The organism is Paenibacillus sp. FSL R5-0473 (genome assembly GCF_038004565.1).
GTDB lineage: Bacteria > Bacillota > Bacilli > Paenibacillales > Paenibacillaceae > Paenibacillus > Paenibacillus amylolyticus.
On sequence record NZ_JBBORL010000001.1, the window covers coordinates 5,824,407 to 5,849,284 of the forward strand.

The following is a 24,878-nucleotide window of genomic DNA, read 5'->3' on the forward strand; positions in this document are numbered from 1 at the left end:
CATACGTGAATTCTAACTTGATATTTTACCGGAAAAATTGTAAATATACAATCCATCCGGTCGGAATAACTTGTATTTTGTCAATGATATGACCATGTAAACATTAAAATCATGATCATACTCTCTCCATGAAGTTTGTTATGGACTAAAACAGGTTTTTAATCCCGTCAAAAAGATCCACAAAGAAATCCTTCACAGCACGGAAGAACAAACGGAACCATCCGCCTTTTTCAGCCTCTTCAGCAGTGATCAAGTTCACTGTTTTTTCCTGTGGCTCAATTCCATCTGCTTTATACGTGTACGTTACCGTACCAACCTTCGTACCTGCCTTGAGTGGTGCTACCAGCTTGTCAGCCTCAGTTACGTTGGCTTTGAATGTCACATCCAGGTTCTGAGTACCTTTGGGTACAACAAAACTTACCGCATTATCTGTTACAACAGGAACGGTTGTTTCTTTCCCTTTTTTCAAAGGTACCGCTTCCCAGCCCGTCACTTTGGTCTTGCCTGCAACAGCCTGTTTCACTTCAAAGTTGTTAAATCCATAGTCCAATACCTTTTTAGTTTCTCTGAAACGTGCGGATTCCGAATCTGTGCCCATAACAACACTAATTAGACGCATACCGTTACGTTCTGCTGTACCTGTAAAGTTATTACCTGCGTTCGTGGTATGGCCTGTTTTCATTCCATCCAGACCTTCATAGGCATAGCTTTTGAAATTGGTTATATTTTTATTCGCTTCCAGCATCCAGTTGTAATTGATAATTGGAGCTTTATCATTGGGACGGAACTTGTAGGATTGAATCGTTGTAAATTCTGTGTAGTCCGGGTGATCCATAATGATGTATCGGCATAGAATTGCAGCATCCAGAGCGGACATCACTGTTTCCTTGTCTTCAGCTGGACGGAAATCAGCAGGCATATCTGCTCGATCCAGACCAGAAGAGTTGATGAAGAACGTATCCTTCATGCCCATACGCTTCGCTTCATCATTCATCATTTTCACGAAAGCTTCTTCCGAACCGGCAACATGTTCAGCCAAAGCAACCGTAGCATCATTGGCAGAGCCAACAGCCATAGCAATATAGAGATCCTTAACTGTGTGCTGGTCACCTTCCGCGAGGAAAATTCGCGACCCGATACTTTGTGCAGCATTCTTTTTAACAGTTACAATATCGTCCCAACCGAATTTACCTTGTTTGACCTGTTCTGCAACAATGTACTCTGTCATCATCTTGGTCATACTTGCAGGTGGCATCGCTTTATCCGCATCAACATTTAGTAGAATCTGTCCCGTCGAGGCTTCCATTAGTACCGCTGATCTAACCTCAAGCCCAAGTGAGTCTACCCCAGGCACCTGTACGGCTTTTTCCGTCTTTGTTGTTGTTGCCGCAGCAGTCAGAACCTGACCGGAGTTGTCCGCAGCAGCCATGACCGGCATTACTGCAGACATGCAAAGCATGTTAATTAGCATTACCGAGGCTACGCTCTTTTTGAGCATTTGGCGTTTCTTTTTATTCATGTGTTTGGCTTTCAATGATGAATACTCCCTTCGATCCAAAGCATTATTAATTGCTTCAGTGCAGCTTATGCTGCGATTTTCTTGTTCCCTAATCTGTGTGTTTGATGTATGAGATGTGTGCTATATGCGCTGTATCGAACGAGCAATATTATTGCTCCTAAAGTTCGTTATCGATTGTCACTTAGTCCGCATTTTGCAAATGCTTATGTAAAAGGACGTCCGCGCTTCTGTTTACCTGACAGCCTTTTCTGGCACTGCATTTGCTTTTCAAAACCATATTCATAGATTTACGTCAAAAAGCCGCCGCAACGCCTTAATCCATCCATGGATCGTCACCGCTTGTTCTATTCTATCACAGGGGTATCTGCAAAAAAAGACAGACCCGGTGAAAATCACCGAGCCTGTCCTGGAAATGATTAACTCTCTTCCGATTACAACGAGTAGTTAGGTGCTTCTTTGGTAATCTGTACATCATGGGGATGACTTTCGCGCAGTCCCGCACCTGTAATTCGGATAAAGCCTGTATCGTTACGAAGTTGCTCCAAGTTACTTGTACCACAGTATCCCATACCCGAACGCAGACCACCAATCAGTTGGTGGATCGTATCAGACAATGGTCCTTTGTAAGCGACACGACCTTCGATTCCTTCCGGAACCAGTTTCTTGTCATCATCTTGGAAGTAACGATCTTTACTACCTTGTTTCATTGCAGCCATTGAACCCATACCGCGGTATACTTTGTAGCTACGTCCTTGGAAGATTTCAGTTTCTCCCGGGCTTTCTGCTGTGCCGGCAAACAAACTTCCCAGCATCACCGCGTGTGCGCCTGCAGCCAGTGCCTTCGTAATTTCACCAGAATATTTAATTCCGCCATCCGCGATAATCGGAACTCCATATTCACGTGCCACCGTTGCACAATCGTACACTGCAGTTACTTGAGGTACACCAATACCAGCAATAACACGTGTTGTACAAATCGAACCTGGACCAATACCCACTTTGACTACCGAAGCCCCTGCTTCGATCAGGTCACGAGTGGCAGCGCCAGTAGCGACGTTACCTGCAACGATGGTCAGGCTAGGGAAACGTTCACGAAGCTGACGTACAGCTTCAATGATATTGATGTGGTGTCCGTGAGCCGAGTCTACCGTAATCAGGTCGACACCAGCTTGTACCAAAGCATCTGCACGTTCAAATGTATCTTTGGAAATACCAATCGCTGCACCAACCAACAAACGTCCTTGAGCATCTTTGGCTGCATGAGGGAATTGAATGGCTTTCTCAATATCTTTAATCGTGATAAGACCTTTCAACGTGTTTGTCTCATCAACTAATGGAAGTTTTTCTATCTTGTGCTTCTGAAGGATACCTTCAGCTTCTTGTAGTGTAGTGCCTACAGGAGCGGTAACCAGATTCTCATGAGTCATGACTTCGCTAATTTTGATGCCGTAATCATGAATAAAACGCAAATCGCGGTTGGTCAAAATACCAACCAGCTTCTGATCTCCTTCAATAATAGGTACACCGGAGATCCGATATTTCGCCATTACTGCTTCCGCATCAGATACCAGATGATCTGCCGTCAGTGAGAACGGGTTTGTAATAACACCACTCTCCGAACGCTTAACACGATCTACTTCTTCTGCCTGTTGTTCAACCGACATATTTTTATGGATAATACCGATACCGCCTTCACGTGCAATGGCAATAGCCAATGTCGCTTCAGTTACTGTATCCATACCCGCACTGATCAAAGGAATATTTAGCTTTACAGTATCACTCAAACGAATAGATACATCTACTTCTTTAGGCAGTGTCTCGGATTTCCGTGGCACTAGCAATACATCATCAAAGGTGAGGCCTTCCTTACCAAATTTATCTTCCCACACGCAAGTGTTCCTCCTTATGTTTGCTCAGCTTTACGGTCCAAAACCCGAAGATTCCAGGCTGTATTTTACGCCGAAAATACGTTTTCTGAAAAATTTATTATTGCCATCTTAGCAAAGCGATATTTAGACTGTCAAGGAAAAGTACTTGGTTATATCAGGTGTATTGCCTGATGAACACAACTGTTTTTCCAGAGCGGACAAGTCTAGTTATTACGCAAAAAAACGTCAATTCGTATCGAATAACGTTACCTGTATACATCCTATTGTGCTGAGAAATCACCAAATTCAATCTGTATTTTAATCCCATACTGCATAATAAAACTATATAATAAAAACCACCACCGAATAACATCGGCAGTGGTTCTTTGCTTGGCGGCGTCCTACTCTCCCAGGACCCTGCGGTCCAAGTACCATCGGCGCTAGAGGGCTTAACGGTCGTGTTCGGGATGGGTACGTGTGGAACCCCTCCGCCATCGCCACCAAACGCGTAGCTTACATTTCAGAGTTGTTCTCTGAAAACTAGATTCGAAACGAAACATGCGAATTACAACTTGCTATTGGATAAGCCCTCGACCGATTAGTACTGGTCAGCTCCATGCATTGCTGCACTTCCACCCCCAGCCTATCTACCTCGTCGTCTTCAAGGGGTCTTACATACTGGGAAATCTCATCTTGAGGGGGGCTTCACGCTTAGATGCTTTCAGCGTTTATCCCGTCCGTACATAGCTACCCAGCGGTGCTCCTGGCGGAACAACTGGTACACCAGCGGTACGTCCATCCCGGTCCTCTCGTACTAAGGACAGCTCCTCTCAAATTTCCTACGCCCACGACAGATAGGGACCGAACTGTCTCACGACGTTCTGAACCCAGCTCGCGTACCGCTTTAATGGGCGAACAGCCCAACCCTTGGGACCTACTTCAGCCCCAGGATGCGATGAGCCGACATCGAGGTGCCAAACCTCCCCGTCGATGTGGACTCTTGGGGGAGATAAGCCTGTTATCCCCAGGGTAGCTTTTATCCGTTGAGCGATGGCCCTTCCATGCGGTACCACCGGATCACTAAGCCCGACTTTCGTCCCTGCTCGACTTGTAGGTCTCGCAGTCAAGCTCCCTTATGCCTTTGCACTCTTCGAATGATTTCCAACCATTCTGAGGGAACCTTTGGGCGCCTCCGTTACTCTTTAGGAGGCGACCGCCCCAGTCAAACTGCCCACCTGACACTGTCCCCGCACCGGATTACGGTACCAGGTTAGAACCTAGATACGATCAGGGTGGTATCCCAACGTTGCCTCCACGCAAGCTGGCGCTCACGTTTCAAAGGCTCCCACCTATCCTGTACAGATCGTACCCAAATTCAATATCAAGCTGCAGTAAAGCTCCATGGGGTCTTTCCGTCTTGTCGCGGGTAACCTGCATCTTCACAGGTATTAAAATTTCACCGGATCTCTCGTTGAGACAGCGCCCAAGTCGTTACGCCATTCGTGCGGGTCAGAATTTACCTGACAAGGAATTTCGCTACCTTAGGACCGTTATAGTTACGGCCGCCGTTTACTGGGGCTTCGGTTCACAGCTTCGGATTGCTCCTAACCACTCCCCTTAACCTTCCAGCACCGGGCAGGCGTCAGCCCGTATACTTCGCCTTACGGCTTCGCACAGACCTGTGTTTTTGCTAAACAGTCGCTTGGGCCTTTTCACTGCGGCCCCCTCGTGCTATTCACACTACCGGGGCACCCCTTCTCCCGAAGTTACGGGGTCATTTTGCCGAGTTCCTTAACGAGAGTTCTTCCGCGCGCCTTAGAATACTCTTCTCGCCTACCTGTGTCGGTTTGCGGTACGGGCACCATCACCTGGCTAGAGGCTTTTCTTGGCAGTGTGAGATCATGACCTTCGCTACTATAATTTTCGCTCCCCATCACAGCTCAGCCTTACAATGTGCGGATTTGCCTACACATCAGCCTTACTGCTTAGACGGACATCCATCAGTCCGCGTCACTACCCTACTGCGTCCCCCCATTGCTCATAACGGCTTACGGTGGTACAGGAATTTCGACCTGTTGTCCTTCGACTACGCCTTTCGGCCTCGCCTTAGGTCCCGACTTACCCTGAGCGGACGAGCCTTCCTCAGGAACCCTTAGGCTTTCGGCGGATCAGATTCTCACTGATCTTTTCGTTACTCATACCGGCATTCTCACTTGTATAATGTCCAGCGCTCCTTACGGTACACCTTCAACCCTTATACAACGCTCCCCTACCCCTGATGCAAAGCATCAAGCCATAGCTTCGGTGGTGTGTTTAGCCCCGTTACATTTTCGGCGCAGAGTCACTCGACCAGTGAGCTATTACGCACTCTTTCAATGGTGGCTGCTTCTAAGCCAACATCCTGGTTGTCTGTGCAACTCCACATCCTTTCCCACTTAACACACACTTGGGGACCTTAGCTGATGGTCTGGGCTGTTTCCCTTTTGACAATGGATCTTAGCACTCACTGTCTGACTCCCGGAAGTAAGTCTATGGCATTCGGAGTTTGACTGAGCTTGGTAACCCTTGCGGGCCCCGCACCCAATCAGTGCTCTACCTCCACGACTCTGTTTTCCGAGGCTAGCCCTAAAGCTATTTCGGGGAGAACCAGCTATCTCCGAGTTCGATTGGAATTTCTCCGCTACCCCCACCTCATCCCCGCATTTTTCAACATGCGTGGGTTCGGGCCTCCAGTGCGTGTTACCGCACCTTCACCCTGGACAGGGGTAGATCACCCGGTTTCGGGTCTACGTCCACGTACTCATTCGCCCTATTCAGACTCGCTTTCGCTGCGGCTCCGGCTCTTCACCTTAACCTTGCACGGGAACGTAACTCGCCGGTTCATTCTACAAAAGGCACGCCATCACCCCTAAAACGGGCTCTGACTTTTTGTAAGCACACGGTTTCAGGTTCTATTTCACTCCCCTTCCGGGGTGCTTTTCACCTTTCCCTCACGGTACTGCTTCACTATCGGTCGCTAGGAAGTATTTAGCCTTGGCAGATGGTCCTGCCGGATTCATACGGGGTTTCACGTGCCCCGCACTACTCGGGATCCGTCTCGGAGGGAACAGACTTTCAACTACAGGGCTTTTACCTTCTTTGGCGGGCCTTTCCAGACCTCTTCGCTTAACCGGTTCCTTTGTAACTCCATGTGAGACGTCCCACAACCCCAAAGAGCAAGCTCTCTGGTTTGGGCTTCTCCGCGTTCGCTCGCCGCTACTGACGGAATCACTATTGTTTTCTCTTCCTCAGGGTACTTAGATGTTTCAGTTCCCCTGGTATGCCTCTGCATAACCTATGTATTCAGTTATGAGTAACTGGAAATTACCCCAGCTGGGTTTCCCCATTCGGACACCCCCGGATCAAAGCTTGCTTACAGCTCCCCGAGGCAGTTTCGTTGTTCGCCACGTCCTTCATCGGCTCCTAGCGCCTAGGCATCCTCCGTGTGCTCTTAGTAGCTTAACCATTTTGTTCCGGTTTCGGTCGCTCGCTTCCCTTGGTTTGCTTGCGCAAAGCCAAAAGTCGCTCTCACCCGATACCCTCACAAAAGCAATTTAACTACCTTTATACACTTGACTTGTTTGCACAAGTTCAGCTTAAAGGAATGTTCTAATTCGCGTTTGTTTCGTTTCGATATCTAGTTTTCAAAGAACAAGCTCCATGCAAAAGCAAGCTGTTTTGAGAGTTTGAGCTCTCAAAACCGAACAACGAGTGAGTGTTTTGCAGCTAAGCTGCATATTTGAATGTTTCCGTTGCAGGAAACGATTCTCCATAGAAAGGAGGTGATCCAGCCGCACCTTCCGATACGGCTACCTTGTTACGACTTCACCCCAATCATCTATCCCACCTTCGGCGGCTGGCTCCTTGCGGTTACCCCACCGACTTCGGGTGTTATAAACTCTCGTGGTGTGACGGGCGGTGTGTACAAGACCCGGGAACGTATTCACCGCGGCATGCTGATCCGCGATTACTAGCAATTCCGACTTCATGCAGGCGAGTTGCAGCCTGCAATCCGAACTGAGACCGGCTTTGTTGGGATTGGCTCCATCTCGCGATTTCGCAGCCCGTTGTACCGGCCATTGTAGTACGTGTGTAGCCCAGGTCATAAGGGGCATGATGATTTGACGTCATCCCCACCTTCCTCCGGTTTGTCACCGGCAGTCTATCTAGAGTGCCCACCCGAAGTGCTGGCAACTAAATATAAGGGTTGCGCTCGTTGCGGGACTTAACCCAACATCTCACGACACGAGCTGACGACAACCATGCACCACCTGTCTCCTCTGTCCCGAAGGAAAGATACATCTCTGCATCGATCAGAGGGATGTCAAGACCTGGTAAGGTTCTTCGCGTTGCTTCGAATTAAACCACATACTCCACTGCTTGTGCGGGTCCCCGTCAATTCCTTTGAGTTTCAGTCTTGCGACCGTACTCCCCAGGCGGAGTGCTTAATGTGTTAACTTCGGCACCAAGGGTATCGAAACCCCTAACACCTAGCACTCATCGTTTACGGCGTGGACTACCAGGGTATCTAATCCTGTTTGCTCCCCACGCTTTCGCGCCTCAGCGTCAGTTACAGCCCAGAGAGTCGCCTTCGCCACTGGTGTTCCTCCACATATCTACGCATTTCACCGCTACACGTGGAATTCCACTCTCCTCTTCTGCACTCAAGTCACCCAGTTTCCAGTGCGATCCGGGGTTGAGCCCCGGGATTAAACACCAGACTTAAATGACCGCCTGCGCGCGCTTTACGCCCAATAATTCCGGACAACGCTTGCCCCCTACGTATTACCGCGGCTGCTGGCACGTAGTTAGCCGGGGCTTTCTTCTCAGGTACCGTCACCTTGAGAGCAGTTACTCTCCCAAGCGTTCTTCCCTGGCAACAGAGCTTTACGATCCGAAAACCTTCATCACTCACGCGGCATTGCTCCGTCAGGCTTTCGCCCATTGCGGAAGATTCCCTACTGCTGCCTCCCGTAGGAGTCTGGGCCGTGTCTCAGTCCCAGTGTGGCCGATCACCCTCTCAGGTCGGCTACGCATCGTCGCCTTGGTGAGCCGTTACCTCACCAACTAGCTAATGCGCCGCAGGCCCATCCCCAAGTGACAGATTGCTCCGTCTTTCCAGTTTTCTTCAGGCGAAGAAAACAATTATTCGGTATTAGCTACCGTTTCCGGTAGTTGTCCCAAACTTGAGGGCAGGTTGCCTACGTGTTACTCACCCGTCCGCCGCTAACTATCAGAGAAGCAAGCTTCTCTTCAAGTCCGCTCGACTTGCATGTATTAGGCATGCCGCCAGCGTTCGTCCTGAGCCAGGATCAAACTCTCCAATAAAGTATTGAAAAGAGCGATAAGCTCATTTTGAATCTGACGAGATTAAAAATCTCATTTGTGCTCCAGTCGATTCAAGCCAAGGCTTGTTTCAAACTTTCGCGTTCATTCTGCAAGCAGAATGTTAACTCACTCGTTGTTCAGTTTTCAAAGATCAAACTTATTTTGTTACCGAATGTCGTTCTCTTCAGCAACTTTTATATCTTATCACATCCGAACCAACTTTGCAAGCTCTTTTTTTAAGTTTCTTTCGAATCTTATTTCATTTGCTTGCCGCACCGTGTAAACCGTGTTTTCTTGGCCGGAATTAGAATATACCATGTACAGATATTGAATGCAAGTCTTTTTTTAAAACTATAATAACAATCGGTTTGATCTAATACGGACGTACATATGGTATTCTCCCAACTTAGCAAGTTCATACACACGTCCATTTTTACTTTAACGTTTAACATTCCTAGCAGGAACCTTTCTTGGCCATAAACTGTAACTAAAACTTATCAGAAAATCGATACCGAGTATCATTCCCCACACTCTGATCAGATTATTGAAGACAGCTGTACGTTCAGCATCTCCAATCCACCATATCATGGCCAATAAAAAAGCACTTCCTATAGCCCAAGCCAATAGATGTCTAAACCATCCACTACGCTCACGACTCGCATGTTCTCTACCATATAACTTGTTACTACGAGGGTTTTCTCCACCTTTGAACCAATATAGGAAATATCGATCCGCCCAAGCGATCATCTGGTGACCATAGGCAATGCTTACTCCTATATACACCGCAGCTATACCATGAATCATACTTGCTGTAGCTCCTCGCTGTAGATCCATAACTGTAGCTACCAGCAATAACAGATCGATAACCGGCGTCGCCATTAACAAACCGATGCCTATTCGCTTCATGCCAAGGAGATACCTGACACTCAGACCTGCGAACACAAACACCCAAAAGGCAATCTCACAACCTATAATGAAATAACCAATCATTTCAGCCTCTCCTTTTTTGATACAAATGTATTAAATATAATTTAGCACGTGTGTACTATAATAATCAACAGTGATATAATATGCCTATGCCTAAACTTGTTGATCACGATAAACAGCGCGTGCTCGTGGCCGAGGCAGCTTGGCGTATTATACGAAGAGATGGCATGGAACAGGCCTCTGTTCGGAATATTGCTGAAGAAGCTGGAGTTTCGGTTGGTTCGATGCGTCACTACTTTTCTACTCAATCGGAACTACTACGATATGCCATGAATTTGGTATCTGAACGGGTGTCTCATCGAGTCCAAAAAATGTCCTTCACCGGCTCTCCCATGGACAATATGAAATGCCTATTGCTCGAATTCTTACCAAACACAGAAGAAAAACTGGCCGAAATGGAGGTGTGGTACGCTTTTACAGCCAGATCGAAAACCGATCCTAGACTCAAAGAACTTGCTAATACCGTATATGATGAACTCAGACAAGCTGTAGGCTCTGTTATCACCTACCTGATAAAGCTCGACCTCTCCAGACCCGATCTGGACAAAAAACTGGAGATCGAGAGATTGTATGCACTGGTAGATGGCTTAGGCATACATACCGTGCTTAGACCGGATCAGATGAATGCCAAGCTCATGGACGATGTTCTCACTTTGCATCTTGCTTCCTTGTGCCGTTAAACCAAAAAAACCGCAGCACATTCGTTGTGACTAAGGCCCGTTACGATAACAGGAGTTAGTTCTGAATGTCTGACGGTTTTTCTTTTTATCCGATAATGATCCGGCCCTCCGGATGACGATACAGTTTCTTCTCTTTGCGCGGACGAAGGGCATACGCGATGGTTAATGGCCCGATCCGACCTACAAACATGGTAAAGGTAATGATGATTTTTCCCCAATTGGTCAACTCATCAGTCACTCCCACAGAAAGACCCACGGTACCGATTGCGGATGCAGCTTCAAACATCAGTGAAAGGAATGGCGCATCCTCTGTCGTAAGCAGAAGCATCACCACGATCATGAATATGATCAGAGAAACCATAATAATGGTCAACGCCCTCATCAGCAGTTCTTTCGGAACACGCTGGCGGAAAAACACAATATCCTTATTTCCCCGAATCATGGCATACACCGCACCAATCATGATCAGGAATGTAGTCGTCTTGATTCCGCCCCCGGTCGATCCTGGGGAAGCCCCGATAAACATCAGCAGAATGAAGAAGAATTGGGTAGCCTGCCTCATCTCCGTGATATCGATTGTGCTCGTTCCCGACGAACGTGTAGAGACAGACTGGAAGAAGGACGCATAGATCTTCTCGCTCCATGTGAGTGAAGCCAGTGTATGTCCATTGGTGAATTCGAAAACAAACAAGACAATCGCTCCTATACCGATCAGCGCTCCGGATACAGACAGCACCAGTTTGGACTGAAGAGATAAACGGCGGCGTTTGCGATACTCAAACAGGTCATTCAATACAACAAAACCCAGTCCACCAGAGACAACGAGCACAGAAGCGGTCACATTGAATATCCAATCTCCAGTGTAGTATTGGAAGCTGTTACCAAACAGATCAAATCCACCATTATTAAACAATGAAACAGAGTGGAATATTCCATAGTATACGGCCTGACCCAATGGCATCTCCGTCGCCCAGCGCAGCGCTAGTATGACAGCCGCCACCCCTTCAATGGTAAAGGAGAAAATCAACACCTTGCGAATAATGCGTACTATCCCTTCCATACTGTCTGCATTAATGGCTTCTTTGAGTAATAACCTGTCCTTGAGTGAGATTCGCTTGCCCAATACAAGTGCAAAGAGGGTAGCCATGGTCATGAATCCGAGTCCACCAAGCTGCATTAATACCATAATGACGATCTGACCAAACAAATTAAAGGTCGTCCCTACATCCACAACGACAAGTCCAGTTACACATGCGGCAGAGGTTGATGTAAAGAGCGCGTCAATAAACGCCAAATGCATACCGCTTTGGTTGGAGATTGGCAACATGAGAAGCACCGTTCCAATCGCAATGATAAGCAGAAAACCACCGACCAGAATTAACGGAGGAGATAAGAATTTGGCAAAGTGAAGCCTGAACTTCATGAAGGGCACCTCTTTTAACAAAAATACGAACAGGTTAATCTAACAATTTCAAGACGCGGTGTTACCCTAATGTTGTGCTGTGAGCAAGGGCCTTCTGACAAACTTTATTTTTAGCGTCTATGTAAACCTAAAGAGGAACTTGCCCCAGCATGATACTGAACGGCAGGTTCCTCTTCTATTATGAACGTATCCTACGTTCCTTATTTAATCTTGCGTACGAGGACGCATGTGCGGGAAGAGCAGTACGTCACGAATCGACGGGGAGTTGGTAAGCAGCATGATCAGACGATCAACCCCGATTCCCAAACCGCCTGTTGGTGGCATACCATATTCGAGCGCACGGATGAAGTCGTCATCCATCTCATGAGCTTCATCGTTCCCATGTTCTTTCTCCAGCATCTGTGCTTCAAAGCGCTGACGCTGATCGATTGGATCATTCAGCTCTGTGAAGGCATTGGCATGCTCGCGTCCAACGATGAACAATTCGAAGCGATCCGTGAAGCGCGGATCTACATCATTTTTCTTCGCCAGTGGTGAGATTTCAAGAGGATGTCCCATAATGAATGTCGGTTGAATCAACGTCTCTTCTACAAATTCTTCAAAGAACGCGTTCAGAATATGACCAAATGTCATATGTTTTTCAACCGGAACCTTATGTTCCTTCGCCAAGTTGTGTGCTTCCTCATCCGTCATGTGTACGGAGAAGTCTACGCCTACAACTTCCTTAACTGCATCCACCATCGTAACACGGCGCCACTGTGGCGTAAGATCTACTTCATAATCTCCATACTGGATCACTTGCGTACCCAGTACTTCCTGTGCAATATGAGCAACCAGGTTCTCCGTCAATTGCATAATATCCTTGTAATCCGCATATGCCTCATACAATTCAATCATTGTGAACTCTGGATTGTGACGTGTGGACATACCTTCATTCCGATATACACGGCCGATCTCATATACCTTCTCCAGCCCGCCAACAATCAGACGTTTCAGGTGAAGTTCAATCGCAATCCGCATGTACAGTTCCATATCCAGCGCATTGTGATGTGTGATGAACGGACGTGCTGCCGCTCCTCCTGCGATGGTATGCAACGTAGGTGTTTCCACTTCCAGATATCCAAGGGAATCCAGGTAACGACGCATCGATTGAATGATTTTGGAACGTGCGATAAAGGTCTGTTGTACGTCCGGGCTCATAATCAGGTCAACATAACGCTGGCGGTAACGCAGCTCTACGTCAGTGAGACCATGGAATTTATCCGGAAGCGGATAGAGCGATTTGGACAGCACTTCAATATCTTTCACTTTGACAGAAGTTTCACCTGTTTTGGTCTTAAAGATCACACCCGTTACCCCAACGATATCGCCAAGGTCCAGCAGGCTAAATGCCGCATACTTGTCTTCAGGCACGCTATCCTGACGAACATAGATCTGGATTCTGCCGCTCAGGTCCTGAATATGTGCGAAGCTTGCTTTACCCATTCCCCGCTTCGCCATAATCCGTCCGGCAATACTGACTTCGATGTGCTTCTCTTCCAGCTCTTCCTTGGTCAGTTCTTCATACTTCTTCAGAATGGAGCCGGCTTCTTCGGTACGTACGTATTTTTGGCCAAAAGGGTCGATTCCCAATTTGCGGAGCTCGTCCAATTTGTCACGGCGAATTTGTAAAAGCTCGCTAAGTTCGGTTTCCTGATTCAAGACTTCATCCGTCATGATCTGTATTCATCTCCTTATTTACATTCCAGGCATCGCGAGAGGACGTTTTTCCTCTAATGTTGAAAAAGCTTCCCTAAGGAAGCTTTTGTTTACCGCGCCCAACTGCTTCGTTGCTATAGCTTTTTAATGTCCATAATTTTATATTGAATTACGCCAGCAGGCACACTTACATCAACAACTGTACCTTTTTTCTTGCCGAGAATCGCTTTACCTACAGGGCTCTCGTTCGATATCTTGTTCTGAAGCGGATCTGCCTCCGCAGTACCTACAATCGTATATTCCGTGATGTCGCCAAATTCCAGATCTTCTACAGTGACGGTTGCACCCACGCTTACGGCATCGGTATCGATCTCGTCGCTGTTAATAATCCGCGCGTTACGAAGCAATTTCTCCAACGTGATTACACGTCCTTCGATGAAAGCTTGCTCATTCTTCGCGTCTTCGTATTCAGAGTTTTCACTGATATCTCCATACCCGATGGCTACCTTAATCCGTTCAGCCACTTCGCGGCGCTTCACTGATTTCAATGTTTCCAATTCTTCTTCCAGCTTCTTGAGTCCTTCTGGTGTAAGGATAACTTCCTTGTCGCTCATCTCAACCGATTCTCCTGTCATGGGAATAAATTTGATTGTACGGCAACGGAATCAGTGCTTGTTACAGAGCTCCGCTCGCATACATCTTCAAAACTATATGAAGTTCTCCAGAGGAATAGAATATTCCTCCTGATGCTATATCCTTATTAACGCACATGGCGAATTTATACTGAGAAATTATAGGGGAACGATCTCGAAAAGTCAATGTTACGCCCCCTATAGGTGTAAACGTTTTACAGATGCGTTTATAATTAAGATGCATTTCCGGCGATTACCGGTTCTGACTCCAAATTACCTTCGCTTTTTAGCTGACTCACAAAGTTCTCCAGAATCTGTACCATCTCGTCCCGCTTGGTTCCTTCCATAATAACGTCTTTGATGCGGGCAGATCCTTTCAAACCTTTCAAATACCAAGCCAGATGTTTGCGCATCTCGCGTACAGCAACTGTCTCATTCTTCAATGCGATCAGGCGATCCATATGCAGGATGGCAACACGGATCTTCTCTTCGCCATTCGGGTCAGGAAGCAATTCCCCCGTGCTTAAGTATTGAATGGTACGATACAGCATCCATGGGTTACCCAGGGCAGCACGACCGATCATAACTCCGTCACAACCCGTTTCATCCAGCATACGGCGTGCATCCTCTGGTGTATGGACATCACCATTGCCGATCACTGGGATAGAGACAGCTTCTTTTACATCTTTGATGTGTGACCAGTCAGCTGTGCCTGTATAGAGTTGCTCACGCGTGCGGCCGTGTACACTTACCGCCTGTCCGCCAGCACGTTCAACCGCGAGCGCATTCTCCACCGCGAAGATATGCTCGTTATCCCAGCCGATACGCATCTTGACCGTCACCGGCTTCTCCACCGCGTCCACAACAGCGGATACCATCTCATAGATTTTGTTCGGATCAAGCAACCAACGTGCACCGGCATCACATTTCGTTACCTTTGGCACAGGGCATCCCATGTTAATATCGATGATGTCTGCATTGGTTTCTTTGTCCACGATTTTGGCTGCTTCTACAAGGGAATCACGATCTCCCCCAAAAATCTGAAGGCTCAGCGGTTTCTCACGCTCATCTACAAACAACATCTCACGCGTACGCTGGTTGCCATGGACAATGGCTTTGCCACTCACCATCTCCGCGCATACGAGGCCTGTTCCGAATTCTTTTGCGATCAAACGAAAAGCCGGATTACATACGCCAGCCATCGGCGCAAGTACGACCTGGTTTTTCATTTCAATGCCACCAATGTTAAGCACGGTAGTCGTTCCACTCCTTTTTTAATTCTGTATATATCACGATATAAAGTTTGATCGGTGTCTTGGTTGTTGTAACATGGCGAAACCGAAACGGTCCTAGTTGCCCCGCAACTCCTCGATACTGATTGCCAGCACACCAGCAATTCGATCGAGTTCTTGCTGTGATACCTTACGGTTTCCCCGTTCAATGGTTCCCAGAATGGCCAGCGAGATGCCGGTCTCGGCCGCAAGTTCATGTTGTGTTAAACCTTTCAGCTTCCGGAATGCCCGGATTCGGTTGGCCAATTGCATGTTTTCCAAAGCTGTATTCCATCCTTTCCATCCAGTACAGACAACGATGAGTGTACAAAGGTATACAAACCTGAAATCTCGCCCTCCGGTACGATATCCGACAGTGGTACCAGTACAAAAGCCCGTTCTCCCATGCGGGGATGAGGCAATTGAAGCAATTCGGTATCTCGCGTCTCACCGTGCATCCAGAGCAGATCCAGATCAACGGTGCGCGGTCCCCAGCGAATATCACGAACACGACCGAGACGGTTCTCGATATCCAATAATTCCGTGAGCAACTGCTCAGGTGTCAGCATCGCCTGTACGGCGACTGCCATATTCAGAAATGCAGGCTGATCTACATATCCTACAGGCTCCGTCTCATATAGTGCAGAACAACGCAGAACGGATATATGAGGGTGTTCATCCAGCAAAGACAATGCTTCAAACAGCGTCTGTTCCCGGTCACCCAAATTGGCCCCTAAAGCAATATAAGCCTCTGAAGATTCAGAGGTCGAATGTGCAATCATGATCGGTTCTCACTTTCTTGTGCGGCGAAGCTCTACCGTTACGCCCTCAAAATGAATATCAAATGGCGGATGTGGCTTCGTCACCTTGACTGTCAATGCATTGATAATAGTATAAGTGTCTAGTAAAGAAGATGCAATATGTTCGCCCAAAGCTTCAATTAACTGGAATGATTTATTCTCTACAATCTGTTTTACCAGCTCATGGATCTCCGCATAATTAATCGTTTTGGTCAGATCATCGTTACGTCCGGCCTCACCCAGGTCCATATCAATCTCCAGATCAATATAGTACCGCTGCCCAAGCTTCCGTTCTTCTGCAAAAACACCATGATATCCGTAATACTCCATACGATGCAATACCATTCTATCCATACGATCCGCCTGCCCTCTATATATATTGAAATTTTAATCTATTTGAAGTTATGCCTTAGCTTCGCCTTTGAAAAACGCTGCGCTTCCACTGGACGGGTCACCAGGGACCCGCCAGCATTATTTCCTCCGTATACCCGGAGAAGCATACAACATGGCATCACACATGTCTGCCGTCCGCCGAATCGGCTTCACATCATGAACCCGAACCATCTGGCAGCCTTGGGCAATGCCAAATGCAACGGTCGCAGCCGTTCCTTCCAACGCATCATCCGCCCCGACATCCAGAGTGTTCTGGATGAATCTTTTGCGTGAGGTGGCTAGCAGAACGGGATACCCCATTTCATTGAGCAAACCGAGCGATGACATGAGCTTCAGATTTTCTCCGAGATCCTTCACAAAACCAATGCCCGGGTCCAGGATAATCTGGTCTGCTTTCACGCCGGCTGTTAATGCAATGTGTATGCTCTCCTGCAAATCGCTCACGACATCACTCAGATAATCAGTATAGTTTCGCTCCTGCCGATTATGCATCAGAATGATGGGACACCCCAGCTCTGCTGCCGTGCGGGCCATATCTGCATCTGCCTTGGCACCCCACACATCATTAATAATATGGGCACCTGCCAGAATAGCCTGACGTGCAACATCGGCTTTATACGTGTCTACCGATATCGGAATGTCCGGGGCTTGCTGATGCAATGCTTCAATAACCGGAATAATCCGGCTAAGCTCTTCATCGGCGCCCACAATATCTGAACCTGGCCGGGTGGACTCCCCGCCGATATCAATCAGGTCCGCCCCATCCTCCATCATCTGCTTGGCATGGGCAACCGCCCGCTCCACGTTGGTATAACGTCCACCATCCGAGAACGAGTCAGGCGTGACGTTAAGAATGCCCATAATCTGTGTTCTTGTACCCAGCTTCAATTCAGCTGGCCCCCATGCATAGTTCCGTTCATAGATGACAGGTGTAAGTGTCATGAAGTATACCCCGCTTTCTGCCGGTACATACCCAGAAGGACTGCTGTAACCGGGCCAATATGTCCGTTGCTAATTATCGTTTCGGCTTCGTCCTGATCCCGCAGAGTTGTCACCGGAACCAGTTCGGCCACCGAGCCGGTTAGAAATATTTCATCTGCTTGCAGGAGATCCTCCCAGGAAGCTAACGTTTCTATGCAGGGGATTCCTTGCTGCGAGGCAATCTCCATTACCACAGCTCTCGTGATACCCGGCAGAATGCCGGTTGAGAGTGCTGGCGTGTAGAGAACATTTTCCCGTACCCAAAACACATTGCTGACGATCCCTTCCGCTATATGACCATCCCGGGTTAATTGTAGCCCTTCTGCACCCTGCACATGCTGCCCGTATCCATTAAGCTCCCGTTTCGCCAGAATACTGTTCATGTAATGCAGCGACTTGAACCGAACTTCTCCTTCGGGCGTGTTGCGAGGTGTAGACAACCGTTGGAGCATTTTGCCGCTCTCATATAAAGAGGGAGAAGGTTCAGGTAATGCTTTTGCCAGTAAAATATGATTTGGCTTTGAATAATCACCAGAAGGTAAGCCTAGCGGTGCTTCACCGGCTGATACCGTGTATCGCACATACGCATCCCTAAGTCCGTTCGCATCCATCAAACGTTGAAGCCCACCTGTCACCTCTGCCGCGGTCGTTGTAAAAGGAATGCCAAGTTCCTTACACCCCGAAGCCATGCGCTCCAGATGCCGTTCCAAAAGATATGGGACACCTTGATACGTCCGGAACGTCTCAAACAGTCCAAGTCCGTACAAAAAGCCGTGATCCGTTACAGGAACCACGGCCGCCGCCATATTGACCAACTCTCCGTTTATCGCGGCATATTGCATGTTAAACCTTCACTTGTTGGGACAAAAAGTTACGAAGCATCTGATGACCATGGTCTGTAATAATGGATTCCGGGTGGAATTGAACCCCTTCAATCGCATATTCTTTGTGGCGCAAACCCATAATTTCACCTTCAGCTGTCTCCGCTGTAACCTCCAGGCAATCAGGCAAGCTGCTGCGCTCGACAATCAGGGAGTGGTAACGGGTAGCTGTAAATGGAGATGGCAATCCGGCAAATACCGATGTTCCATTGTGGTGCATCTCGGATGTTTTGCCGTGCATCATGCGCTCCGCACGAATGACATTGCCACCAAACGCTTGTCCAATGGACTGATGCCCAAGACAAACACCAAAGATCGGAATGCTTCCCTTGAAATGATCAATGACTGCCAGACTAATGCCCGCTTCATTCGGTGTACACGGGCCCGGAGAGATCAGAATATGATCAGGTGCCAGTGCCTCTATGCCTGCCAGATCAATCTCGTCGTTGCGGCGAACTTCCACCGTCTCGCCCAGTTCACCCAGATATTGAACCAGGTTGTACGTGAAGGAATCGTAATTATCGATAACCAGTATCATATGCCTGCTCCTCCTCATCATCCGTCAACACAAGTGACGGTTGCTTCGTTTTATTTTAATTTAATTTAGTTTAACAGCTTCTGTTCGCTCCGCTTGTTCTTGTTCAATAGCTCTGCTTGCTTCCGCCTCTTCGCTGTAATTCACAGCTCTCATCATGGCTCTTGCCTTGTTGCGGCATTCCTTGTATTCCCGATATGGATCGGAATCAATAACAATCCCTGCCCCGGCCTGTACATAACCAATATCGTCCTTAATGGCAAGTGTACGAATGACAATGTTCAATTCCATATTTCCACTGTAATCCATCCACCCGATGGAACCCGTATAAGGCCCACGCCGCACAGGCTCAAGTTCCTCGATAATCTCCATGGTGCGGACTTTCGGGGCTCCTGTAATCGTTCCACCCGGGAATGTCGCAGCGATCACATCAAATACGGATAACCCTTCTGCCAGCCTGCCTTCCACCTGGGAAACGAGATGCATGACATGGGAATACTTCTCGATGGTCATCAATTCAGGCACATGAACCGAACCATAGGCTGCAATCCGTCCGATATCATTCCGTTCCAGATCAACGAGCATAATATGCTCCGCCCGTTCCTTCTCACTGCTGAGCAGTTCATCCGCCATAGCTTTATCCTCTGCTTCATCCCGGCCCCTTCTTCGGGTCCCTGCGATGGGACGTGCACTGACTTTGCCATTCTCCACCTTCACCAGAAGTTCGGGAGATCCGCTTACCAGTTGAAAGTCTGGACTACGCAGCATTCCCATATACGGTGATGGATTCACAAGGCGCAGCCATTCATAAATATGCTCAGCGCTCGAATGAAGCGGCTTCTCCTGTCTTAAGGACAGATTCACCTGGAACACATCGCCCTGCCTGATATATTCCTGTACCGTACGCACAGCTTGTTCAAAGTCCTCCTGGGGAAAGGAGGTTTCCCATCCTTCCGATTCCCTTTCCGCATCTTCAGGCTGCGGTGTACGATTGACCTGCTTGTTGCGGCGTTCCAGTGCCTGTTGTTGTTCCTCAGCCTGTGCAGCCCCCATAATATGAAGCCAACGTTTCTGCATCGCTGTCGCTCGTGCTTCTGCCGCTGAATATAGACTACGGATATCAGTTTCGTTCCGGTTAGGCTCTATAGCCAGATGAACCATGCAGAAAAGTGCCTGCTGCTCATGGTCATACGCCCATATTTCTTCAAAGCGCATCCACCAATAATCCGGCAGAGCCGGGTTATCCTCAGCCAAATCTGGGAGCTTCTCCAATGATCTTGCTACATCGTAGCTGAGATAACCTGCGTATCCACCCCCAAAGTCTGGAGCCCCATTAACCTTGGGTGCACTATACGGGGCAGTCCATCTCTTCAATACATCAAGCGGCTTGCCGCTGTCCGTCGAGGTGGTTCCTTGCGTCACATCATGAATAATCGCTTCTTGACCTTTACCGGAAATAACGGATACGGGGTCTAACCCCAGAAATGTATATCTCCCGCCTTTGCCATTCTCCAGCACAATTGCGTATGGTGATGCCTGCTCCCAGGCTGCCTCCCACGATAACGGTAAACCGCCATGATACGGTCCCTCATCCGACTTTGTGATATAGGGCATCATGGTCCAGCCTTGTTCAGCCCACTCCATCCAGTCAGCGTATGTTGTCATCAGGTGTGTCATTGCGGTGTGCCGCCCTCCATCTGTCGCTAGTTCTATTGTCTGATAGTATACTAAAGCGCCGCCCCTTTTAAAAGCATTACGCCAAAAATCCTCCATACCCGTTAACGGGCAAGGAGGATTGGTTTTGTCATTTGTAGACTTAGCCTTCGAAGTTGTAAAGAGGTGTGCTGAGGTAACGTTCGCCGTTACTTGGCACGATTACGACCACGCGCTTGCCTTCACCCAACTGTTTCGCAACCTGAAGACCTGCACGGATCGCCGCACCGGAAGAAATACCGGACAGAATGCCCTCTTCCTTCGCTACCTGACGAGCCGTCTCGAATGCATCATCATTCTCAATGTGAATGATCTCATCATAGATTTCCTGATCCAGAATCTCAGGGATAAAGTTGGCACCAATCCCCTGGATCTTATGTGGTCCTGGTTTGCCGCCCGCCAGAATTGGCGAAGCTGCTGGCTCAACCGCAACAATTTTAATACCAGAGAAAGCTTCTTTCAGCACTTCCCCTACACCTGTAATTGTTCCACCTGTACCGATTCCTGCAACGAAAGCATCCAACGTACCGCCTACAGATTGAATTGCTTCAACAATCTCAGGGCCAGTCGTTTCACGGTGGATCTTCACGTTGGCTTTATTTTTAAATTGCTCAGCCATGAAATAGGAAGGGTTTTCTTTCAGCAGTTCTTCGGCTTTTTTAACAGCACCATTCATACCTTCAGCTCCAGGTGTAAGCACAAGCTCAGCACCATACGCACGAAGCAAGTTGCGACGCTCCAAGCTCATCGTCTCAGGCATTACAATAACGGACTTGTAGCCTTTGGCTGCAGCCACCATCGCGAGTCCAATTCCCGTGTTACCACTTGTTGCTTCGATAATGGTATCACCTGGTTTTAGCTTGCCTTCTTTTTCCGCTTCTTCCACAATGCTAATTGCGATACGGTCTTTCACGCTTGAACCTGGATTCTGGTACTCCAGCTTCACGAATACTTCAGCACTGCCTTCAGGTACGATACGGTTCAGACGAACAAGCGGAGTACCTCCGATGAGTTCTGTTACGTTATTAACTACTTTAGCCATATGAATGCCCTCCTTAGTGGATGAATAAAACTTGAGTCCTGTTAACCTATACTGTGCGGCCGGTAGCCTCTAGCTGTTATAGAAGAACTGCGGAAATCCTGTTGATCCTATCCCTTACTGCCAAGATTTCTAGCAGGGCGGAGGTTTCCGAAAGTTTCTTTGTTCATAAATAAATCTTTTATATCCGAGTAAACGAGTAGGTATTTATTATTTTCATCTTATCAACGTTAACCCTTATTGTCAATATGAGTACTCAAAAAAAATACTCTGCCTTTGGCCCTAAGACCGCAGACAGAGTATTTTTATCAAGATGCAACAGTACGAGACAATCTTTTCCATTGCATTCAGGAGGCAGGAATCTCGGACAGGATTACGGCTTCATACTTGTTACGCAGCATTTGCTCTACCTGCGGCAACGGATCAGCCTGACTCAGAGCCAGTTCCATTCGAATCTCCTCACGGACTTCTTCGGCAGATTGCACCTGGCGTTCTTCTTTATCATTAAGTCTGATAATCACATAACCTTCTTCCACTCGAACCGGTCCGGCAATATCACCTACATCCAGCCCGGCAGCAAGTTGAAGGATTTCTTCTGACTGGAATGGATCATTCTGCTCAATCCACCCCAGCCTCCCACCAGCATCACGAGAGAAGCTGTCTGTCGATTGCTTGCGAGCAGCTTCTTCAAAGTCCTCCCCCTTCTCCAACGCATCCAGTAAGGAATCGGCTTCATCTTCTTCCTTCACTACGATGATGGACAAGTCATATTTCTCGGGGGAAACGTAATCCTCACGGTGTTCAGTCCAGTAATGCTCAATATCTGCATCCTTGATCTGTATGCCGATCGTTGCGATTTTCTCAAGCAGCAGCCTGTAGCCGGCTTCCAACTCAAGTTCCTGTTTCGACAGGCCCAATTGAGACTTCATTTCGTCAAAATATGATTTCTCTGAATCGTACCCATCCATCGCGGCGGCAAGTTCTCTTGCAATCTCTTGGGGAGTGACGATCAGCTTGCGTTCAATTGCTTCGGCAAATACTGCTTTACGGTTTAACATCTGGAGTAATAACTCGCTGCCATAGCGTCTTTTCAGCGCATCGGTCCACTCTTTGTCCGTGATAACTTCTCCGTTGATCGTCGCTACGGTGCTTCCTTCTTCCGTATTAGCATCATGGGATGCATCTGCCTCGTCTTTGCCCTGTCTGAGACCATGCATAGCCATCACACTACCCATGACCAGCATACCTAGCGTCAAGACAATTACAGCCGTCCACAACCCTTTTTCCTGTCTTGTCATTCCGCATCCCGTCCCCGCATAGATCAGTTCTTGGCTTGCTCTAGGATGGTCTCAAGTTGTTCTTTGTTAAAGTCATAGGCTTCATTACAGAATTGGCAGACCACTTCAGCCTGGCCCTCTTCTTCAATTAATTGCTCCATCTCCGTTTGGCCCAGGCTGATTAGTGTCTTCTCTACCCGCTCACGTGAACACTCACAGCTAAAATGAATATCCAATCCTTCCATCACTTGTACATCTGGCAACAATCGGCGAAGCAACTCTTCCAATTCAAGTCCCTGCTCCAGCAACGTCGTCACTGGCGGCAACGTACTAATGGCGTTTTCGATCGCCGTGATCTCTGGATCTGTCAATCCCGGCAACAGCTGCATAATGAATCCACCTGAGACAATAACGGAATTATCCTTATCAACGAGCACACCAACGCCTACAGCAGAAGGGGTTTGCTCCGATTGCGCAAAGTAGTACGTGAAGTCTTCGCCCAGTTCTCCTGAAATAATAGGCACACTGCCACGATATGGTTCTTTCAGTCCCAAATCCTTCGTTATGTTGATGAAACCTTCCGTTCCAACCGCGCCTGCAACGTCCAGTTTACCCACACTATTGCTTGGCAAATGTACATGCGGATTAGAAACATATCCTCGTACTTCGCCTTTCGCATTGGCATCAGCTACAATCTGTCCAATGGGCCCATCACCGTTGACTTGTACCGTTAACTTCTCTTCACCTTTGAGCATTGCACCCATAATGGCTGCTGTTGTAACCGTACGCCCCATGGCAGCTGTAGCCGTGGGAAACGTATCGTGTCTTCTGCGTAGTTCCTCAACCAGTTCCGTAGTCTGGATAGCAAAGGCTCTTACCTTTCCATTCATTGCTGTACCACGAATTAACCGGTCATGCTTGTTGTTGTTTTCCAAGTCATTCAGCCTCCTTTGGCGTATCGCCATAATAGTCGTAACACAGAAAAAACGGCACAACACTTAAGCTGTAATCTCAGCCCGCTGTATGCCGTCACTATGCTCACCTTTCCCGGTTCCGCTCATATATAATACGCAGCCCTTCAAGCGTAAGCAGCGGATCAACTTCCTCTATACTACGGGTTTCTTCTGCGATAAGTGTAGCGAGACCACCCGTCGCGATAACTCGGGGCTTCGCCCCCATCTCCTCGCGAATACGTTCTACAATACCATCTACCTGCCCTGCATAGCCAAATATAATACCCGCTTGCATGGCATGAATAGTATTACGGCCAATGACCTTTTTAGGTTTCTCCAGCTCTATACGAGGCAACTTGGATGCCCGCTCATAGAGCGCTTCAGTGGCAATCTGAATGCCAGGTACAATAGCTCCCCCCAGGTAGTGACCTTTCTCGTCAATACAGTCAAAGGTCGTTGCAGTACCGAAATCGACCACGACGAGAGGGCCGCCATACTTCTCAACGGCTGCCACTGCATTAACAATACGATCTGCACCCACTTCACGAGGGTTCTCGTATCGCAGATTCAAACCAGTTTTGATACCAGGCCCAACGAGCAAAGCTTTTTTGCCTACATACTTCTCACACATCGCTTCGATTACATTCACCAGTGGCGGAACCACAGATGAGATGATGACACCTTCGATGTCACTTGCCCTGATGCCGGACATATGAAATAAATTATAAATCAATACGCCGTATTCATCCACTGTAGACTGACGTGATGTACTCAGACGAAAGTGGTGCAGCAATTCCCGGCCTTGATATACGCCGAGCACCATATTGCTGTTCCCCACGTCTACAACTAAAATCAAAGAGG

At 48.0% G+C, this 24,878-nt stretch carries 19 protein-coding genes and 3 rRNA genes; 1 reads left to right on the top strand and 21 read right to left on the bottom strand.

Annotated elements, in window-relative coordinates:
- Positions 1-145 precede the first annotated feature (145 nt).
- The 6 genes from MKY28_RS25690 to MKY28_RS25715 all read right to left on the bottom strand — a co-directional run bounded on the left by MKY28_RS25690 (position 146) and on the right by MKY28_RS25715 (position 9,744).
- A complete protein-coding gene (locus MKY28_RS25690; protein ID WP_036671584.1) occupies positions 146-1,534 on the bottom strand; it encodes a D-alanyl-D-alanine carboxypeptidase family protein in 1,389 nt (462 codons plus the stop codon).
- Positions 1,535-1,950: 416 nt separating this feature from the next.
- On the bottom strand, positions 1,951-3,408 hold the full coding sequence (gene guaB / locus MKY28_RS25695) for an IMP dehydrogenase (protein ID WP_036607306.1): 1,458 nt from the start codon (positions 3,406-3,408) through the stop codon (positions 1,951-1,953).
- A gap of 367 nt (positions 3,409-3,775) precedes the next feature.
- A 5S ribosomal RNA gene (rrf, locus tag MKY28_RS25700) occupies positions 3,776-3,892 on the bottom strand.
- Between the two features lie 73 nt (positions 3,893-3,965).
- A 23S ribosomal RNA gene (locus tag MKY28_RS25705) occupies positions 3,966-6,891 on the bottom strand.
- 310 nt (positions 6,892-7,201) lie between these two features.
- Positions 7,202-8,754, bottom strand: a 16S ribosomal RNA gene (locus tag MKY28_RS25710).
- Together the 16S, 23S and 5S rRNA genes form the textbook arrangement of a ribosomal RNA operon.
- Positions 8,755-9,192: 438 nt before the next feature.
- On the bottom strand, positions 9,193-9,744 hold the full coding sequence (locus MKY28_RS25715) for a hypothetical protein (protein ID WP_036606096.1): 552 nt from the start codon (positions 9,742-9,744) through the stop codon (positions 9,193-9,195).
- A gap of 80 nt (positions 9,745-9,824) precedes the next feature.
- Between MKY28_RS25715 and MKY28_RS25720 the strand changes: the two genes are divergently transcribed.
- Positions 9,825-10,421, top strand: coding sequence for a TetR/AcrR family transcriptional regulator (locus MKY28_RS25720; RefSeq protein WP_340937366.1), 597 nt, complete (start codon positions 9,825-9,827; stop codon positions 10,419-10,421).
- Between the two features lie 85 nt (positions 10,422-10,506).
- Here MKY28_RS25720 and MKY28_RS25725 read toward each other — a convergent pair whose 3' ends face one another.
- The 15 genes from MKY28_RS25725 to MKY28_RS25795 form a co-directional block, all read right to left on the bottom strand.
- Positions 10,507-11,844 carry a TrkH family potassium uptake protein gene (locus MKY28_RS25725; protein ID WP_036606097.1) on the bottom strand — a complete coding sequence of 446 codons (1,338 nt, stop codon included), beginning with the start codon at positions 11,842-11,844 and terminating at the stop codon, positions 10,507-10,509.
- 204 nt (positions 11,845-12,048) lie between these two features.
- Entirely contained in the window at positions 12,049-13,560 is a 1,512-nt protein-coding gene (lysS, locus tag MKY28_RS25730; protein ID WP_036606098.1) for a lysine--tRNA ligase, read from the bottom strand.
- A 116-nt stretch (positions 13,561-13,676) separates the two neighbouring features.
- Entirely contained in the window at positions 13,677-14,156 is a 480-nt protein-coding gene (gene greA, locus MKY28_RS25735) for a transcription elongation factor GreA (RefSeq protein WP_036606099.1), read from the bottom strand.
- A gap of 251 nt (positions 14,157-14,407) precedes the next feature.
- Positions 14,408-15,427 carry a tRNA dihydrouridine synthase DusB gene (gene dusB / locus MKY28_RS25740; protein ID WP_036606100.1) on the bottom strand — a complete coding sequence of 340 codons (1,020 nt, stop codon included), beginning with the start codon at positions 15,425-15,427 and terminating at the stop codon, positions 14,408-14,410.
- A 96-nt stretch (positions 15,428-15,523) separates the two neighbouring features.
- On the bottom strand, positions 15,524-15,718 hold the full coding sequence (locus tag MKY28_RS25745; RefSeq protein ID WP_036668438.1) for a helix-turn-helix domain-containing protein: 195 nt from the start codon (positions 15,716-15,718) through the stop codon (positions 15,524-15,526).
- Complete coding sequence (folK, locus tag MKY28_RS25750; protein ID WP_047844503.1) at positions 15,679-16,227, bottom strand: 2-amino-4-hydroxy-6-hydroxymethyldihydropteridine diphosphokinase; 549 nt, start codon at positions 16,225-16,227, stop codon at positions 15,679-15,681. The genes MKY28_RS25745 and folK overlap by 40 nt, the downstream gene beginning before the upstream one ends.
- 9 nt (positions 16,228-16,236) lie before the next feature.
- Positions 16,237-16,599, bottom strand: coding sequence for a dihydroneopterin aldolase (folB, locus tag MKY28_RS25755; protein WP_036606103.1), 363 nt, complete (start codon positions 16,597-16,599; stop codon positions 16,237-16,239).
- Between the two features lie 117 nt (positions 16,600-16,716).
- The gene (gene folP, locus MKY28_RS25760) at positions 16,717-17,580 is read right to left on the bottom strand and encodes a dihydropteroate synthase (protein ID WP_340937367.1); all 864 of its coding nucleotides are present in this window, start codon (positions 17,578-17,580) and stop codon (positions 16,717-16,719) included.
- Positions 17,577-18,461 (bottom strand): aminotransferase class IV, encoded by an 885-nt coding sequence (locus tag MKY28_RS25765; RefSeq protein ID WP_340937369.1) that lies wholly within the window; start codon positions 18,459-18,461, stop codon positions 17,577-17,579. The genes folP and MKY28_RS25765 overlap by 4 nt, the downstream gene beginning before the upstream one ends.
- A 1-nt stretch (position 18,462) precedes the next feature.
- On the bottom strand, positions 18,463-19,038 hold the full coding sequence (gene pabA, locus MKY28_RS25770; protein ID WP_222215853.1) for an aminodeoxychorismate/anthranilate synthase component II: 576 nt from the start codon (positions 19,036-19,038) through the stop codon (positions 18,463-18,465).
- Positions 19,039-19,098: 60 nt separating this feature from the next.
- The gene (locus tag MKY28_RS25775; RefSeq protein ID WP_340937370.1) at positions 19,099-20,712 is read right to left on the bottom strand and encodes an anthranilate synthase component I family protein; all 1,614 of its coding nucleotides are present in this window, start codon (positions 20,710-20,712) and stop codon (positions 19,099-19,101) included.
- 139 nt (positions 20,713-20,851) lie between these two features.
- Complete coding sequence (gene cysK, locus MKY28_RS25780) at positions 20,852-21,790, bottom strand: cysteine synthase A (protein ID WP_036606108.1); 939 nt, start codon at positions 21,788-21,790, stop codon at positions 20,852-20,854.
- A gap of 344 nt (positions 21,791-22,134) precedes the next feature.
- Positions 22,135-23,085, bottom strand: a complete 951-nt coding sequence (locus tag MKY28_RS25785) for a peptidyl-prolyl cis-trans isomerase (protein WP_339284954.1) — start codon at positions 23,083-23,085, stop codon at positions 22,135-22,137.
- Positions 23,086-23,108: 23 nt separating this feature from the next.
- The gene (hslO, locus tag MKY28_RS25790) at positions 23,109-23,999 is read right to left on the bottom strand and encodes an Hsp33 family molecular chaperone HslO (protein ID WP_340937371.1); all 891 of its coding nucleotides are present in this window, start codon (positions 23,997-23,999) and stop codon (positions 23,109-23,111) included.
- A gap of 103 nt (positions 24,000-24,102) precedes the next feature.
- Positions 24,103-24,873, bottom strand: a complete 771-nt coding sequence (locus MKY28_RS25795; protein WP_026081372.1) for a type III pantothenate kinase — start codon at positions 24,871-24,873, stop codon at positions 24,103-24,105.
- Between the last annotated feature and the right edge of the window lie 5 nt (positions 24,874-24,878).